Consider the following 17516-nt stretch of genomic DNA (forward strand, 5'->3'; position numbering starts at 1 on the left):
ATATGATTACTGATATCCGTTTGCGAAGTCAGCAGTTGTTGAAACCTGAGTTCAAAGACCCGAGGGATCTTGTGTCGTGGATGGGAGGCATGCAGGCACAGGATTATCCGCGAGCGAAATGGGCACTTGGTGTCAGGTTGAAATCTGCTACGATCCGGGTGGTAGACGAGGCTATCCGGCGAGGGGATATCCTTCGTACTCATGTGATGCGTCCGACATGGCATTTTGTGACTTCTGAGGATATCCGATGGATGTTGAAACTGTCGTCGCAACGGATTATAACTGCATGTAACTCATTTGCTAGAAGTAACGGAATAGACATACCGGAAAGCCTGTATACAAAGGCTAATGACCATTTCTGTAAGATACTGGAAGGAAATAACCATCTTACCAAACAGGAATTGGGAGATGAAATGGTAAAGGCCGGTATTATTCCCGATCCTGCCGCGGTGGGCTATCTGATAACGAGGGCCGAGCAGGAAGGGATTATTTGCAGTGGTAATGACAAAGAGGGCAAATTTACCCATGCATTATTGGAAGAACGTGCACCTATGGCAAAAGAGTTACCGCGGGAGGAAGCGCTGGCTTTATTAGCCAGGAAATATTTCAGGAGCCATTCGCCTGCTACTCAGGATGATTTTGTGTGGTGGTCCGGATTGTCGCTCACTGAAGCCCGCCAGGCTGTGGCATTGATCGACTCGGAATTGGTTGAGGATAAATTCGCTTCTCAAAGCTTTTTTGTTCATCAACAGTGGAAAAAAAGGATGAGAAGCTGTGACGTGTTACATTTCTTACCGCCTTATGATGAATATCTGATCAGCTATAAGGATCGTACAGCAGCAATGGATAAGGAGCATCATCCTAAAGCTTTTAATAACTTTGGTATATTTTATCCGGTCATCTTGCACAATGGAAGAATTGTCGGAAACTGGAAAAAGATGGTAAAGCGGGGAGATATCCTCATTGAAACTTCTTTCTTCGAAGAATACCGGAAGCCGGATAATGAGCAGATTGAAAAGGCAGCCGACAGATACAAACGTTTTATATTTTGAATATAGAAAGATTGAAAATAAAGTAGTAACGAATAATCGGGTGATGATGAAGCTGACAGTTTTAGTAGACAATAACACATTTATTGATCAATATTACCTCGGAGAACCTGCTGTTTGCTATTATATAGAAGACGGTGAAACGAAAATCCTGTTGGATGCCGGCTATTCGGATGTGTATATCCGTAATGCGGGCGCATTGGGTATCGATCTTTCTCAGGTTTCCACCATTGCATTTTCCCATGGTCATAATGATCATACCAGGGGGCTTCAGTATTTTCCCTACCGGAATTCTTCTGCCAGGATTAGGATCGTCGCACATCCGGATACTTTTAAAGAACGGGTGGCCGGAGATATATCGATTGGCTCACCTTTGTCGGAGGCCGGTTTGAAAGATAAATATGAATTGACCTTGTCGAAAACACCTGTCCGGCTAAGTGAACATATTACTTTTCTTGGAGAAATACCTTCATTGAATGATTTTGAACAGCGAAAGTCTTTTGGTGTATTGAAAGATACCGAAACGGAATGTGAAGACTTTGTAGCGGATGATACCGCTCTGGTTTATAAAAAGGAGGCTGGCCTATTCATTATTACGGGATGTTCCCATAGTGGAATATGTAATATTATTGAATATGCCAAACAGGTATGTGGGGACGACCGGATAGTAGGGGTGATCGGAGGTTTCCATCTGTTTGAAGTTTCTGATCAATTAAGAGGAACGGTCGATTATTTCCGAAAGAATCAAATTAAAGAGCTATATCCCTGTCATTGTGTTTCTTTTGCAGCCAAAGCCGAAATACATAAAAGCATACCGATACATGAAGTTGGTGTCGGTTTATGTATCGAAATATAAACTCAACCTTTCATCTTTTCTTACTTAAAAAAAGTCATAGCCAACTGCCGTTTTTCTTCTTTATTGTTCAATAGAACTATCATACTATCATTTTTGACTTTTTAAGTATTGAAATCCAATGTTTGTAGGCTATGATAGTTCGTGTGATAGTTCCATTTTCAACCATCATACTATCATAAAACAGCCTGACAAAACCGACTGGGTATATGGTTTATTTTCAGCAAAGTAGGGACTTTTCTTTTCTGAGACCCGGGTGTAAAGGGTACTGGGACCCGGGTCTTAGCATCGTTCAAATCCGGGTGTAAAAGGGCCTGAAAAGGGGATCTCAAGGAGAAGAATAAGTCGTTTTCGTGAAAATAACAGCCATATTGGAGCTAAAGATGTAGGGTACTATCGGAAGACAGCAGGCATCAGATCGTTTTTAATCCCTTTTTTGCGATGCATTACCTCAAACAGACCGTTTTATGATAGTTTATGATGGTTAAATGATAGTTAAAACGCGTAACTATCATTGATGTGTTTATTGATATTCAAATGGTGTACTGAAAAAATGATAGTATGATAGTTTATTTTGAAAACACTTAATACCAGCCTTCAAGTCTCAATTGACAGTTAGGCTTCGCGATCGAACATATTAATGATTGATAATCATCTAGATATAACAACAAATTGAGTTTTTACACATTCCTGAAAGCAATAATATTTATAATGTTAAAAACATATGGGCCACGCAGTCTTTTCGATACTTGTGCATCATTACTATTATATTGTTGTGATTAAATGGATAAGAAGGAATTAGTGGATTTGTGTAAAAGTGGGGATGAGCAAGCTTTGGACTTACTTTATAAAACTTACTCGGGGAAAATGATGAGGATATGTCTCCATTATGTGTCCGACAGACAAATCGCACAAGATCTGCTTCATGATGGCTTCATTGTAATCTTTACTTCTATTGATTCATTACGTAATCCTGAGAAACTGGAAAGTTGGATGGGAATCATAATGAAGAATATCTCTCTCCGTTATCTTAACCAGAACAATGCCGCAAATATGATTCCCTTGTCTGAAATACCCGAAGAAGATGAACCGACGGGAAGTTTTTTCGAGGCCGATTTCATGTCGTATGACCAGATAATGGAGTTAGTGGAGAGTCTGCCCGAGGGGTATTCGAAGGTGTTCAAACTTGCAGTATTGGAGGGATTACCTCATAAAGAGATCGGTAATTTGTTAAATATCGCTTCTCACTCATCGTCTTCACAATTATATCGTGCGAAGTCTTTGTTGAAAAAAATGATCGGGGAATATCGCTTGGTTCTTGTCCTGCTGTTGATACTCTTTGTTCCGCTGTTCTATAAATATGTGTGTCGGTGGCCACGACAGCAAAAGCAACAACCCAAAGACTTGCTGCAACAGATGGAAACGGTGCAAAAGAAGGAAAATGAACAGAGCGATTCTACCGAACCGGTTATTCTCTCAGGCAAGGCAGAGCGTCCGCAACAATCAGAGATGCTTGTTGCCCCGTCGTTGGTGTATGCGGAAAAAACGCCATCCCTGCTGCTCCCGAAAGAGATTGCTGTGGACGTACAACCTGTCACCAAGCCCTTGTTCGTTTCCGAGTTATCCCATAATAATACTGTTTTTATTTCGCATCCGTTGAAAGAGTTTACCTCCATGCGGCAGAGCAGGAAATCAAATAAATGGAAGTTTATGTTGGCCGGATCATTGGGGCCACAACTGGCTCAGAATCTATACAAACTGATCGCTACGCCTCATTCCGGCAGTGAAGAGAATCCGGATCTTCCTCAGCAAGTAAGCACGTGGGAAGATTATTACACCTATCTGCAGACTCGTTATCAGGAGGGAACTTTAGGTGATTCACTTACGCTGATGCAGATAGCTGGAGGTAATCGGGGTAAAATTGTAGAATATCAGCATCATGATTCTCCTATTACCCTTGGACTTTCTGTAAACAAAAAACTGGACGATCGTTGGAGTTTTGAAACGGGATTACAATATATTTTCTTGAAATCGGATTTTATCACAGGTGAAGAATATCGTATCCAAGAAACGCAAAAACTCCATTACATTGGTCTTCCTTTTCGTGTTTCTTACCGTTGGGGAAATTTCAGAAAGTTCTCGTTCTACTCAACAGCCGGTGTCCAGGTCGACATCCCGTTAAAAGGAACTCTTCGCACTTTTCACGTAACGGATAGTGTACCTGTCGACATAAGTCGCCAGTCGTTGGCTGTGCCTATGCAATGGTCGGTCAATGCAAGTGCAGGCGTACAATATCATTTTACTCGTCATATCAGTTTCTATGTAGAACCGACTCTTAATTATTATATTCCGGACGGAAGCGGGTTACGTACTATCCGGAGGGAACATCCGGTGACATTCACTGTTCCTGTCGGCTTACGTTTTAGTTGGTAGAAGGATATTATAGTAAAAAATGTTTTAGTCGTGCAGTCTTTCACCTGAATCATTATCATATTAATACATAATAAAACAGGAAAGATGCAAGAACGACATATCAACCGTGAGCGTTATTTTGAAGAACAGGCACGGACTTCTAAAAAATATTATATTCCATATATAGAGAAGATAATAGGAGAACTTCCGGATAAAGTGTTGGAAATAGGGTGTGGAGAAGGAGGTAATCTGCTTCCTTTTGCTGAACAGGGTTGTGAAATTGTCGGAGTGGATATTGCTACTTTACGAATTGAGCAGGCCCGGACTTTCTTTACTAAAAGAAATCAAGAAGCTGTCTTTATTCCATCTGACATTTTCCAGTTAAAGGGTTTGGAAACATATTTTTCTCTTATTTTGATACATGATGTGATTGAACATATAGGAGATAAGTCTCAATTTCTATCCGGGATGAAAAGCTATTTGGCTCCTGATGGAGTGGTCTTTGTTGCATTCCCTGCTTGGCAGATGCCATTTGGGGGGCATCAGCAAATTGCACGGGGAAAACTTATTTCACATTTACCATTTATACATTTGTTTCCCCGGACTTTGTATAAATGGATACTAAAAGTATTTGGAGAAAAAGAAGATACAATAAAAGATTTATTGAGTATCAAGGAAACGAAATGTACTATTGAAATGTTTCGGAATCTCGTACGGCAAACGGGATATCAGATTGTTGACCAACAATTGTATTTTATAAATCCTCATTATGAGATCAAGTTCGGATTGTCGCCTCGGAGATTGGGGAAGGTTGTTTCTTCCGTTCCGTATCTGAGGAATTTCTTAAGTACGAGTTGTTTTTATATGTTACGGAAAGCCGACCTATAAATGCTCAGGAAACGTCATGCGGAATACCGTTTTCTCGCCTGGAACCGAGTTTACGTTAAGTTCCCCACCATGAAGTTGCATAATACGGCGGGATAGTGGAAGTCCGATTCCGCTTCCTTCCTTCTTTGTTGAGTAAAATGGGGTAAATATATCTTCCTGCCGGTTCGGTGGAATGCCTTCACCGTTATCGGTTACTTGTATGAATAAAGATGTTGCGTTTTTTTCCGCTTCTACCTGGATCAGTGGTTCCGGATTATGCGCGGTAGCCTGCAGGGAGTTGCGGATAAGATTGATCAATGCCAGGGTGATTAAGTTAGGATCAAGTAGGATTTCCACATTTTTCGGTGAAATATAACGGATGTTCTCACTACCCTGTTCCGAATTCAGCAACCGGTCAAGCTTGTCGAATAAAGCATGTATCTCAACTTTTGTCTTAACCGGATCGGGCAGATGTGTTAACCGGTGATATGCATTTAAGAAAGTATTCAGTTGCTGTACCTGCTGGTTAATAGTTTGTAGTCCGTCGATCATCCCTTCTTTTCCATATTCATCGTTATATTTGATCAGGTCGGCTGATAAAGATGCTATGGGGGTAATAGAATTTCTGATCTCATGTGTCAATACCCGGATAATACTTTCGTAATAAAACCGTCGTTCTTCCAGTTCGGTATGGTTATTTTCGAATTGTGCTATAATCCGGTTCATTTCACGAAACAATCCGTTCAGGAATTTGTCATCCTTCTTTTCCGCGAAATGAGCGTTGAAATCGTTGTTATTGATCGCACTGAAAAAACTCTCCAACTGGCGATTTGTTTTCTCCATTTTCCTCACCAGCATAATAGCCAGCGCTATGATTGTGCAAACGCAAACAAAGGCAAAGAAAAGGGAAGTCTGGCTGACCAGAAGCCACGCACCTATAACTGAGGATAACACAATTCCTGTTATCCCGCCAACGATGATCCGGTGTAATCTGCGATTCAGCATATCCTTTATTACAAAGGTACAATATAAATCAGAACGATAAATATAAAAGAATCAGGTTTTGCCTGAACATGCTATTTGTAGATGGTCGATTTGTGAGAATGTCTAAAATTTAGACGATTTACACCTTGTTGCTGTAAAGGTTCATTATTTTTGTAGGCAAGTAAATGAAGACAGATTAGCTTTGAAAAAAAATAAAACATCATGAAGAGCATTTCATTTAAAATCATCTTTCGAAGCTGGTGGCGTAATAAAACATTTACCATTATCTCTGTCCTCAGTCTGGCGGTCGGTATTGCTTGTACCAATTTATTGGCAGCTTTCGTTATTCATGAGTACAATATAGAACCGAATAATCCGAATAAGGATAGGATGGTAGTGGTTAAGCAGACCATTTCGGGGGCAGGAATGACCGCTTTTAATATGGTATCACGGGATATTACTTCTCAATTGCTTGAACATGTTCCGGAATTAGATAGGGGATGCCGCGTTCATCCTTATTTTATGGTTGGTTATTGTAAGGTAGGGGAGAACTTCTTCAAAGATATCAAAGTAATAGAGTCTGACAGTACTTTTCTTTCGTTCTTTCCTCAGGAAATAGTAAGGGGGAGTTTTAACGATGCCCTGCTTGGTCCGGATCGGATAGTCCTGACAGAATCTTCTTCTAAACGTTTATTCGGCGAAAGTGATCCGATAGGAGAATCTGTTCAGATCCTATTCGGACCAAGTGATTTCGGTGATGAAAAAGGCCTATTAACTTTTACTGTTTCCGCGGTTGTAAAAGATAATAGCCAGTCTGCCTTTGGATTTGATGTTTTGTTTTTTGATGACCCTTCTCCGGCATTAAACTTTTTTCTGCTTAAAAATAATGTCTCAGTGTCTGATCTGCAGGCTAAAACAGAGAACCTTATTCTTCAAAGAAACGATGGCAGAGATTTTAAGAATGAATTCCTCACTATCCGGCAGGCTTGTTTTGATACGGTTTCAATCCCATCCTCTCTGAAGAAACCTAATACGACTTTGCTGTTCATCGCCCTTTTTTCAGCTATTCTGATATTAGCTATCGCCTGCTTTAATTATATAAACCTGAGCTTTTCCCGTGTCTTTAAACAATTATATTCTATGCACGTGCAAAAGTTGATGGGAGCGGGAAGCGGACAATTAAGTATGCAATTGTTTGCCGATACATTTATGACCGTAGGTTTCGGTTTTCTGATTGCACAATTGATACAGTTCGATCTGCTGGGACTAATGAATCGCATCATGTCTATCCAGGTCCCGGTTAACTTTCTGTACAGTAACCAGATGTTGCCGATTACGTTCGGCTTTATTCTTCTGCTGGCATGTATTCCGGCTTTGTATATGAGCAGGCGTTTACCGGAAATGTCGATTTCTATGTATAACAACTTTTATCGGGGAAAAGCAAGACGACGCATTATCACTTCGCTGGCCGTTGCCCAGTTCGCTATCTCGTTCATTCTGATAATCGGAAACTTTTCCGTACGGCAACAGATATCGCTTTTATATGGTAAAGCTGAAAACTATAAAGATATTTATACTTTCTCGGTGGTTGACAATAAAACTTCCCTGTTACGGTTAAAAGAAAATATTTCCCTTATTCCGGGTGTACAGGCTGCGACATTGAGCAATGAGACGTATGAATGGCCTATCAGTGAGTTTGGACCGGATGGAAGCTATGAATCTTATACTTCTGAAGATGGAGGAGAAGAAATGATGGAGGTTATGGGGTATAAACTGTTACAAGGGTTACCCTGGAAAGAGGCTATAAAACGATATCCGCATCCGGTCTATCTGAACCAAACCTGGGCCCAAGGCTTGTTCCCGAATGGAGAGATTCCTATTGGCGGTCTTGTAAAAGAATATGAACCCAGGTTGAAAGATCGTCCTCCTTTCGGTAACGATTATGTGATTGCAGGAGTGGTTGAAGATTATTTTAAACTGAATATATCCAATAGTCTTGAAACACCTATTGATAAGGGGATCATCAGTTACACTAAAGATGGGGTTAAACTTCATGTCCGTATCGATCCCGACAATACTTCAGCTATTAAACAAGTCTATGGGGAATGGAATAAGCTTAATCCTGGACAATATCTGGAACATGAGAGTCTGTATAATAAAGTGTTGGGTAATAATAAAAAACTTTTTGAGTTGTCCGATCTGTTAATGATGTATTCTGTTATCAGTATTTTGCTAACCTGTTTTGGACTTTTTGGTATGGCATTGTATGCTATTGAGCAGCGTACAAAGGAGATCGGAATCCGAAAAGTAAATGGTTCGACCACATGGCAGATTATGAAGCTGCTTAATACCCAGTTTATTATATGGATCGGAATAGCATTCGTCATTGCTGTTCCTGTTACTTGGTGGATGATCAGTAAATGGATGGAAAACATTGTTTATCGTGCTGGTTTTAGTATTTGGACTTATATTTTATCGTTATTTATTGTAGTAGGTATCACATTACTTACCGTAAGCTGGCATAGTTTCAGAGCTGCATCCGGAAATCCGGTAAAGGCTTTGAGGGACGAATAAGGTATTTCTATGGAGTATGAAATAGGATAAAAATAAAAACGGAGAGGTTATTTCTAACTTCTCCGTTTCAGTACCCAGAGCCGGGATCGAACCGGCATGGAAGTGAATCCACTGGTGTTTGAGACCAGCGCGTCTACCAATTCCGCCATCTGGGCATTTGTTTTTTTCTAATGCGTTGCAAAGGTACGCATATTTTTTATTTACGCAAGCTTTCGGCGCTTTTTTTTCAAATAATATATTACGAAAGGCTAATAATACTATATCGGGAGACTAAATCCCGGATTATTTCGTTAACTTTGTATGAGTATAATATAAAACAACCTGTGTATCATGAAAGATAATTATTGCGTTATCATGGGAGGGGGGATTGGTAGTCGCTTCTGGCCTTTTAGCAGAGAGAGTTATCCAAAACAATTTCTGGATTTTTTCGGAACCGGACGCTCTCTGCTACAGATGACTTTTGATCGCTTTTCCAAAATCATTCCAACAGAGAATATTTTTATTGTAACGAATGAGGCTTACGCTGATCTGATCAAAGAACAATTACCGGAATTAAAAGAAAACCAGATCCTGCTGGAGCCTGCACGTAGGAATACAGCCCCTTGTATCGCATACGCAGCTTATCATATCAAAGCCTGTAATCCGAATGCCAATATTGTTGTTGCTCCTTCCGATCATCTGATACTGAAAGAAGATGTATTCCTGAAAGACGTTCAGCGTGGATTGGATTTTGTGAAAGAGAATAAGGCGTTGGTGACGCTAGGCATCAAACCCAGCCGTCCGGAAACCGGTTACGGTTATATTCAAAGCAGTGACTCTATGTTGGGAGAATTTACCAAAGTAAAGACTTTTACGGAAAAACCGAATTTGGAACTGGCAAAGGTCTTTTATGAGAGTGGTGAATTTTTCTGGAACTCCGGATTGTTTCTCTGGAATGTGGATGCCATTTTGGATGCGTTCAGTAAATATCTGCCGGATATCGCCTTGCGTTTTGACTTGGGTAAAGATAAATTCAATACAGAACATGAGCGTGAGTTTATACGTGAAAACTTCCCTTATTGCCTGAAGATCTCTATCGATTACGGTATTATGGAGAAAGCAGATAATGTATATATGCTGTGTGCAGATTTCGGTTGGGCCGACCTGGGTACATGGGGCTCATTATTCGATCTGGCTCCGAAAGACGAGAATAACAATGCTGTGTTAAAGAACAGCAATGCCTTATTGTATGAAAGTTCGGGAAATGTCATTGCGGTAGGAAATCCTAAAAGGTTGACTGTCGTACAAGGATTGGATGATTGTATTGTCGCTGAATCAGGAAATGTCCTCCTTATTTGCAAGAAGGACGATGAACAACGCATCAAACAGTTTGTTGCCGATGCACAGATAAAATACGGGGCGGAATTTAACTAAACCATTTCTTCCCCAGATAATGTACGGGATACCAGGCGGCCATGAATCCAATGGCCGCTACCGTTATAAACGCTACCAGGATATCGGTAAATATTACACGTACGGGGTAGGCATCAATAATAAAGGCTCCTGCGGTTTGTCCCAGTTTAATCAGGCCGAACGATTGCTGTAGAAGACAAAGAACCAAACCTATCACAATCCCTATTAACGCTCCGAATCCGGAGATCATCCAGCCTTCAAACAGAAATATGCGTCGGATAAGACTGTCGCTTGCTCCCATATTGCGAAGTGTACGGACATCGTCCTGCTTTTCGATCATCAGCATCGATAGCGAACCTACCACATTGAATAAGGCGATTGCCAGAATAAAACAAAGGATCAGGAAAGTCATCCATTTCTCAATCTGCATCATCTTGAAAGACGCTTCCTGCTGTTCGAAGCGGTCTTGAACAATAAAGTCATCTCCTAAAATGGTTTTAATCTGTTTTTTTAAGGAAGAGATATCTGCTTTTTCGACTAATTTCAGTTCTATGGCACTGACTTCTTTATCATAATGAAACAGTTCGCGGGCAAGAGAGAGAGGAACGATCATATATCCTTCGTCGTAGACTTGCTGATTGATCATGAATACGCCATTGATATAGGGATATCCAGTATTGAAAGAAGATGCCGGATTTGATGTATTAACTTTTTCGTCCCGTTTGGGAACATACAGTTCCAACGGTGCAGCAAATCCGGGTCTTGCTCCGAGTTTCGATGCCAGGCCAACTCCTAATACCGCATAATCTGCTACCTCATCTTTCAACGTGAATTTACCGTCTATCAGTACGCTATCCATTAAAGTTAGATGCTGGTATGCATCGTCTACTCCTTTAATGATAGCTACATCCTGGCGGTCGTGATAGCGTATCAGGGCATTGTCCTGCAATGTCTCACTGAAAAAGGCTATATCCTTCAACTCTCTTACTTTCTGTATTTCGGATGTTGTTGGATCGAATACCTTTCCGGTCCGGGGGGTGATCTTTAGCTCCGGATCGAAACTGCTGAACATACCTGCAACCAGATCATTGAATCCGTTATAGACAGACAGTGCACAAACCAATGCAATGGTAGCAACCACCACTCCGCAAACACATATCATGGATATGATATTGATCGCATTATGGGATTTCTTCGAAAAGAGGTACCGCCGGGCTATATAAAACGGAAGATTCAAAGTTCTGTTCCCTTATTTTTGAAGCAATTTATCAATGTTCTCGATATAATCCAGTGAGTCGTCGATAAAGAAGCTCAGTTCCGGAATGATACGTACCTGTTTGCCGATACGTTTACCTAGGTCGAAACGGATTGCTTTGGTATTGGCACGGATGGACTCCAGCAATTCTTCACCTTTTTCGGAAGGGAAGATACTTAAGTATGCTTTGGCTACACCCAGGTCGGGGCTAACGCGCACTGCACTTACAGAAATCAGTATACCCGGCATTCCCTGGGTCTGTTTCTGGAAAATATCGCCTAATTCTTTCTGGATCAGACGACCAATCTTATTCAGTCTTGTACTTTCCATATCGTTATAATTTTATTTTTTCCAAATCATTGTCAGGCCGTCGCGAAGTGGAAGGATCACTTTCTCCACTCGTGGGTCTGCTTTTATTTTATCATTAAAACTAAGAATACCGATGGTTTGTTTATCTGCCGGGTGGGGTTTTTCCAATACTTTACCATCCCAAAGCGTATTATCGGCCAGGATCAAGCCGCCGGGGCGGACCTTCGGAAATACCAGATCGAAGTATTCTGAGTATAATCGTTTGTCTGCATCGATAAACACAAGGTCGAATACTTCGTCAAGTTGAGGGATGATCTCCATCGCATCTCCGAAATGCAGTTTTATTTTCTCTTTATAAGGGGAGCGGGAAAGATACTTCATGATAAAATCTTCCATTTCATCATTTATCTCAAGGGTGTGGATAAGTGCATCTTCATCAGTCCCTTCAGCCAGACAGAGTGTGGCATAACCGGTGTAAGTTCCGATTTCCAGTACACGCCTTGGACGTAGCATGCGACAAAACATTTTCAGTATACGTCCCTGCAAATGCCCGGACAGCATACGCGGACGCAGTAGGTTTACGTTGGCATCCCGGTTCAATGTGGATAGCAAGTCTCCTTCTTCGTCACTGTGAGAGAGAATGTATTCGTCTAATGTCATTTAAATAAAGAATGTTTATACGTCAAATATACAAAAGTTCGCTCTTACACAAAGGCAAAAGCGAACTTTCGGTTTTATTTTAATTATTCTTTAAAGGTCGGGAGAGAATAATTGTTTCCTGAATCCAACACTTTGCCAACATTGTTGATTTCGAGGAACGTTGTTCCTCCACCTTCACCGAAGCTTCCGCTCAGATAGGCAACCATGTCGTTGCGTGTGATACGCCCGCTTTTGATCAGTTCGTTCAGTGCACTGTAAAAGTAGTTACGACGGCTGTCATCCCACGGCTGGTATACAGCCCATACACCGTACGACAGGGAAAGCATGCGTGTTACACGTTGGTTGTAGCAGATGGCGAATACCGTAGATGTGCCACGGAAAGCAGCGAGATAACGGGCGGTACGTCCGGTATAACTGTCGGTGATAATCGCTTTCACATGCAATTTGTTGGATGACTTTACGGCCTGTTTTGCCAGGTATGAAGTCACGTCCAGGTCATTACCTTCGATAGGTACGCGGATATCGTTTGCTGCAAGTTTTGTCTTTTCGGCTTCACGGGCAACCTTTGTCATTGTCTGGACGGCCTCGAGCGGATATTTACCATATGCCGTTTCGCCACTCAACATTAATGCGTCCGTACGGTAGTAGATTGCATTGGCAATATCGGTTACCTCCGCGCGGGTAGGACGCGGGTTCTTTATCATGGAGTGAAGCATCTGGGTCGCCACGATTACCGGTTTCTTCACTTCTACACACTTGCGGATCAGTACGCGTTGGATTCCCGGAATCTTTTCTGCAGGGACTTCAATACCCAGGTCGCCGCGGGCAATCATGATACCGTAAGCCACTTCCAGGATTTCGTCGATGTTGTCTACACCTTCCTGGTTTTCGATCTTGGCAATGATTTTGATCGGGCTTTTATGTTCGTCAAGGATATGTTGGATATCCAGTACATCCTGTTTATTTCTTACAAAAGAGTGGGCGATGAAATCGAGATCGTTTTCGATAGCCCAAACGATATTTTTACGGTCTTTCTCTGTCAGTGAAGGCAAGTTGATGCGTACCCCCGGTACGTTTACGCTTTTGCGGCTACCCAATACGGCATCGTTTTCTACTTCACAGACCAGATAGTCGTCATGTTTCTCGATCACTTTCAATTCCAGGTCGCCATCGTCGATCAGGACATCGCTTCCAACTTCCAGGTCGCCGACAAAATTTTTGTATGATACATAGATGCAATCACGTGAGGTTTCACCGTTCGGGTCGCCTACGATCTTTACATGGTCGCCGGTTGTGAAAGATATCGGCTCCTGGGAGATAGTAGTGCGTACCTCAGGGCCTTTCGTATCCATCAGAATCCCGATGCGGTCGGATACGGAACGGACATTTGTAACAACACGGTTCAAACCTTCTTCCATCATGTGGGCCGTATTTAGGCGCACAACATTCATTCCTGCATTGTACAGTGAGCGGATAAATTCCACATCACAACGTTGATCAGAAATCGTAGCAACAATCTTAGTATGCTTTAACATATAACCTTATAAATATTATAACCTATTATTTCTTTAAGAGTTGACAGTTGGCAAGTGACAGTCGATTGTTAAAAAACTATCTGAACTGCTTCTCGTCGGGTGTCAGGCTCTAATAACCTTTTCTTTGTGTTTCGTCTTAGTTCTCCGTTAACTGTCAACTGTTATTTGTCAACTGTCAACTGAATAAGTGCTTCAAGTGCCAGCCGGTATGAATCCAGGCCGAATCCAAGGATCACTCCTTTGCAGGCTGCAGAGATCATCGAAACATGACGGAACGATTCGCGTGCATGTACGTTTGAAATGTGTACTTCTACTACCGGAGTATTTACTGCTTTTATGGCGTCATGCAATGCGATGGAAGTATGTGTATATGCTCCCGCATTCATTATAATACCATCGTATTCGAAACCCACTTCGTGGATTTTGTTTATCATTTCGCCTTCCACATTACTTTGATAGTAGGCAATTTCGCATTGAGGATATCGGGCGCGTAGTTCGTCCAGGTAACTCTCGAAGGAAGCACTACCATACACTGTCGGCTCTCGTTTGCCCAACAGGTTAAGATTAGGACCGTTAATAATCTGAATCTTCTTCATTTTGCTGTAACTTTATTACCTTTGTACCACCTTGTACGGGCTGAAAATATCCGGCAAAGGTAGTGATTTTATTTGACACATACATAATTACCTGTCTACAATGCAGCAAGGAAAAGATATAATCAGCAAATATAAGACCTGGCTCCGGCTGGAGAAGTCATTATCTGCCAATTCGATAGAGGCTTACCTGACCGACCTTGATAAACTTACCCGCTTCATCGAATCGGAAGGAAAAGGGTATACCGACATTACCTATCAGGATTTACAGCAGTTTGTCGCCCAGTTACACGATATTGGAATTCATCCCCGTTCGCAGGCTCGTATCATTTCGGGTATTAAGTCGTTCTACCGCTTCATGTTACTGGACGAGTATATAACAGTTGATCCGACTGAATTGTTGGAGTCTCCCAAGATCGGATTAAAGTTGCCGGAGGTTCTGACCGTCAATGAGATAAATGATATACTCGATTCTATCGACCTTTCTTTGCCAGAAGGCCAGCGTAACCGTGCTATGCTGGAGGTATTGTATAGCTGCGGGCTACGTGTTTCCGAACTTACTTCCCTGCGTTATTCGGATGTATATTTTGATGAAGGGTTTATCAAAGTAGAAGGGAAGGGAAGCAAGCAGCGTCTTGTCCCGATTTCCGATACGGCTATTCGTGAGATAAAGAATTATTTATTGGATCGTAATTTGGTTGCTGTTAAAAAAGGATATGAAGATATTCTATTCCTGAGCCGTCGTGGAACGGGACTTTCACGTATCATGGTGTTTCATGTGATCAAACAGCAAGCGGAGATGGCAGGTATACAAAAGAATGTGAGCCCTCATACTTTCCGCCACTCTTTTGCGACTCATTTATTGGAAGGAGGAGCCAATCTTCGTGCTATACAGGATATGCTGGGACATGAAAAGATCACAACGACGGAGATATATACACATATCGACCGGGAATTCCTGCGTAAAGAAATATTGGAACATCATCCCCGGAGCCGTCACCGGGAATAATGCTTTCCAGTATTATTTTTCAAAATCTGAAATACGATTTATTCTACCGATCAGTTCATCGCCCAGTGTCCGTTTTGTGCTGATGTGTTCTTTGACTGCTGTAACGAATGGGTTTTGTTCGAATGCGCCACGTACAATTTCGAAGTCTTCTTCTTTCTCTTTCCGGGTGCCGTCTACGCCGAAACCGGTCATCGAGGTGAGGGAGAATTCTTTTTGTGCATCTTTATATAATAATTCGTCCAGGCTGATTACGGATGATTTCCACAACTCTACCAACCGGATGATCTCTGCAGCGGTGATTGTTTTTAGGTTGATGTTGTAATACGCTTCGATTTTTTCGTAAGCCCATGTCCATTCCATATCGTAATAATGGCTGTGCATCGAATGGAAAAAAGCTTCTATCGTGGACAATGAATGAGTCTGTCCCGTTTCAATCTCACCGATCAGGTTATCCAGTTCCTCTTTGGGAAGGATTAATCCTGACAAGTCGATCCATTCACCAGAACCTATCTCCGATGTAGGTTGTAGTTGTTGTCGGACCTCTTCGATAGAGCGGAATTCTGTGCCTTCCAGTCTTTTGATCAAGGAGTTGCCCAGAAACTTGTTGATTGCCATTCCGTATAAATTCAGGGCATTTCGTAGAGACGAACCTTTAATGCGGGTATTTTGGAAATAATATATTTCAGATGTTTCACCCACCAGTTGCTGCAGGTTTTTCAGAATACCGACCGCCTTTATCATTTTATGGATCGTGTAAGGACTCAATAGGTTGTAGTTGATCATATCCAGGCGTTCCGGATCGGTTCGTTTATCACGTTTCGGCCATTTCTGGGCATCGCGGATCGTACCTACGCTTCTGAGATTGACACCGGGAACCAGATAAGTCTCATCGTCTTTCTCTATCAGGTAGGAGAAAGGCATGTCCGATGTGTCGCTATGATGGTGGTGGCGGCCCATGACCAGGGAGAATGCACCGATACGTGCCGGCCACAGGATGTACGAGTCGCTGGTCGTCTTCGATCCCCTTTCTACAATCCCTTGGTGGATAGGTCCCAGTTTATACATATGATTGCTTTGGTTCGAACCGCTTCCGGCGTTCAGGAACGAATACATCCCTGCTATCAATAGGCTGCTTTTGTGCATGGAGACAGTGAACGGACCGGCAAAGATGGCGCAAGCTTCCCCATTTTCGAAAGCACAGTTACTGAATAATAATGAGTCGTGAGCCGAGAAGTTATGAGTCACATGGCAAGCTTGCCCGATGAAGCAGCGGATGATCTTGGCTGCGTCGGCAATAACCGCTCCTGACGAGAGGATGAAATCCTGGGCGATCACGCTGTCGCCGATATATACCGGGGCTTGTTTGTTGCTGTTGACCGAACCGTTTTCCAGGCGGGTGCAGTTTTCTATCGTTGTATGATCTCCGATCCGAACATTGCGGATGGTTCCCGTATTGATAATCCTGACCTGTTTGCCGATCGTGCCATAATCGGATGTAATGCTTTCGGCATAATTGGCTATCAGTTCCTGTAAGTGCCGGATCAGTTCCGGTCGATGGCGGTAGAGGGCAATAACATAAGCCATTGAAGCGGAAAGGCTGTCGTAGATCGGGACTTCCCGGCCTCCGGTTTCGTTCAGAACCGATACGGCAACATTGTTACCAAAAGAAGTTGTTCCGTCTACGACCATTACATTTACGTTCTCGATAAAGCAATCGTCGTTGATACGGTAGTTGGCAATATAATTATGTATATTCTCGATCAGGATATTGTCGCCTAAAAAACAGTTATGCAAACTTGCATTCCTGATCCCACTATGCTTCCTGACTCCGCCGGGCAATATAAATTCCTTTTCGAAGAGGCCCAATATGACACTTCCCGAAAACCGTACGTTGGAAAGGTATTTCGTATCAAAAGTGAGCGGGACAAACACCTGATCCCAGCTTTCTGCACGGCAGTCTTGAGATTGCAGGATTGTAATCTCTTCCGGCCGCAGGTTTCTTATTTTATCCATTGGTCAACTGG

Annotated in this window: 14 protein-coding genes and 1 tRNA gene; 7 read left to right on the forward strand and 8 right to left on the reverse strand. The window is 42.3% G+C overall.

Annotated elements, in window-relative coordinates; all coding sequences use genetic code 11:
• The first annotated feature begins 2 nt into the window (after nt 1–2).
• From M1P97_RS20390 to M1P97_RS20405, 4 genes are all read left to right on the forward strand, one after another.
• A complete protein-coding gene (locus tag M1P97_RS20390; protein WP_249390048.1) occupies nt 3–1052 on the forward strand; it encodes a winged helix DNA-binding domain-containing protein in 1050 nt (349 codons plus the stop codon).
• Nucleotides 1053–1095: 43 nt separating this feature from the next.
• A complete protein-coding gene (locus M1P97_RS20395; RefSeq protein ID WP_249390049.1) occupies nt 1096–1905 on the forward strand; it encodes an MBL fold metallo-hydrolase in 810 nt (269 codons plus the stop codon).
• Between the two features lie 780 nt (nt 1906–2685).
• Complete coding sequence (locus M1P97_RS20400) at nt 2686–4335, forward strand: sigma-70 family RNA polymerase sigma factor (protein WP_249390050.1); 1650 nt, start codon at nt 2686–2688, stop codon at nt 4333–4335.
• Between the two features lie 84 nt (nt 4336–4419).
• A complete protein-coding gene (locus M1P97_RS20405) occupies nt 4420–5202 on the forward strand; it encodes a class I SAM-dependent methyltransferase (RefSeq protein WP_249390051.1) in 783 nt (260 codons plus the stop codon).
• Here the strand turns inward: M1P97_RS20405 and M1P97_RS20410 are convergent.
• A complete protein-coding gene (locus tag M1P97_RS20410; RefSeq protein ID WP_249390052.1) occupies nt 5197–6186 on the reverse strand; it encodes a sensor histidine kinase in 990 nt (329 codons plus the stop codon). The genes M1P97_RS20405 and M1P97_RS20410 overlap by 6 nt on opposite strands.
• 201 nt (nt 6187–6387) lie before the next feature.
• Between M1P97_RS20410 and M1P97_RS20415 the strand changes: the two genes are divergently transcribed.
• On the forward strand, nt 6388–8739 hold the full coding sequence (locus tag M1P97_RS20415) for an ABC transporter permease (RefSeq protein ID WP_195373200.1): 2352 nt from the start codon (nt 6388–6390) through the stop codon (nt 8737–8739).
• A 71-nt stretch (nt 8740–8810) separates the two neighbouring features.
• Here M1P97_RS20415 and M1P97_RS20420 read toward each other — a convergent pair.
• Nucleotides 8811–8894 (reverse strand) — tRNA-Leu (locus tag M1P97_RS20420).
• 175 nt (nt 8895–9069) lie between these two features.
• Here M1P97_RS20420 and M1P97_RS20425 point away from each other — a divergent pair.
• Nucleotides 9070–10152, forward strand: a complete 1083-nt coding sequence (locus M1P97_RS20425) for a mannose-1-phosphate guanylyltransferase (protein ID WP_249390053.1) — start codon at nt 9070–9072, stop codon at nt 10150–10152.
• On the opposite strand, the gene M1P97_RS20430 is transcribed toward M1P97_RS20425, so the two are convergent.
• The 5 genes from M1P97_RS20430 to aroQ form a co-directional block, all read right to left on the reverse strand.
• Nucleotides 10145–11368, reverse strand: a complete 1224-nt coding sequence (locus M1P97_RS20430; protein WP_195373202.1) for an FtsX-like permease family protein — start codon at nt 11366–11368, stop codon at nt 10145–10147. The genes M1P97_RS20425 and M1P97_RS20430 overlap by 8 nt on opposite strands.
• 12 nt (nt 11369–11380) lie before the next feature.
• Nucleotides 11381–11716, reverse strand: coding sequence for a 30S ribosome-binding factor RbfA (rbfA, locus tag M1P97_RS20435; protein ID WP_028726410.1), 336 nt, complete (start codon nt 11714–11716; stop codon nt 11381–11383).
• Between the two features lie 12 nt (nt 11717–11728).
• Nucleotides 11729–12355, reverse strand: a complete 627-nt coding sequence (locus M1P97_RS20440; RefSeq protein ID WP_129731679.1) for an O-methyltransferase — start codon at nt 12353–12355, stop codon at nt 11729–11731.
• An 83-nt stretch (nt 12356–12438) separates the two neighbouring features.
• The gene (pyk, locus tag M1P97_RS20445) at nt 12439–13890 is read right to left on the reverse strand and encodes a pyruvate kinase (protein ID WP_195373203.1); all 1452 of its coding nucleotides are present in this window, start codon (nt 13888–13890) and stop codon (nt 12439–12441) included.
• A 161-nt stretch (nt 13891–14051) separates the two neighbouring features.
• On the reverse strand, nt 14052–14486 hold the full coding sequence (gene aroQ, locus M1P97_RS20450; RefSeq protein WP_075559106.1) for a type II 3-dehydroquinate dehydratase: 435 nt from the start codon (nt 14484–14486) through the stop codon (nt 14052–14054).
• A gap of 100 nt (nt 14487–14586) precedes the next feature.
• On the opposite strand from aroQ, the gene xerD reads away from it, so the two are divergent.
• Nucleotides 14587–15492 (forward strand): site-specific tyrosine recombinase XerD, encoded by a 906-nt coding sequence (gene xerD, locus M1P97_RS20455; RefSeq protein ID WP_195373204.1) that lies wholly within the window; start codon nt 14587–14589, stop codon nt 15490–15492.
• A 12-nt stretch (nt 15493–15504) separates the two neighbouring features.
• On the opposite strand, the gene M1P97_RS20460 is transcribed toward xerD, so the two are convergent.
• Entirely contained in the window at nt 15505–17505 is a 2001-nt protein-coding gene (locus tag M1P97_RS20460) for a DUF4954 family protein (protein ID WP_195373205.1), read from the reverse strand.
• Nucleotides 17506–17516: the final 11 nt, after the last annotated feature.

The organism is Parabacteroides leei, assembly GCF_023369805.1.
Classification (GTDB): Bacteria; Bacteroidota; Bacteroidia; order Bacteroidales; family Tannerellaceae; genus Parabacteroides; species Parabacteroides leei.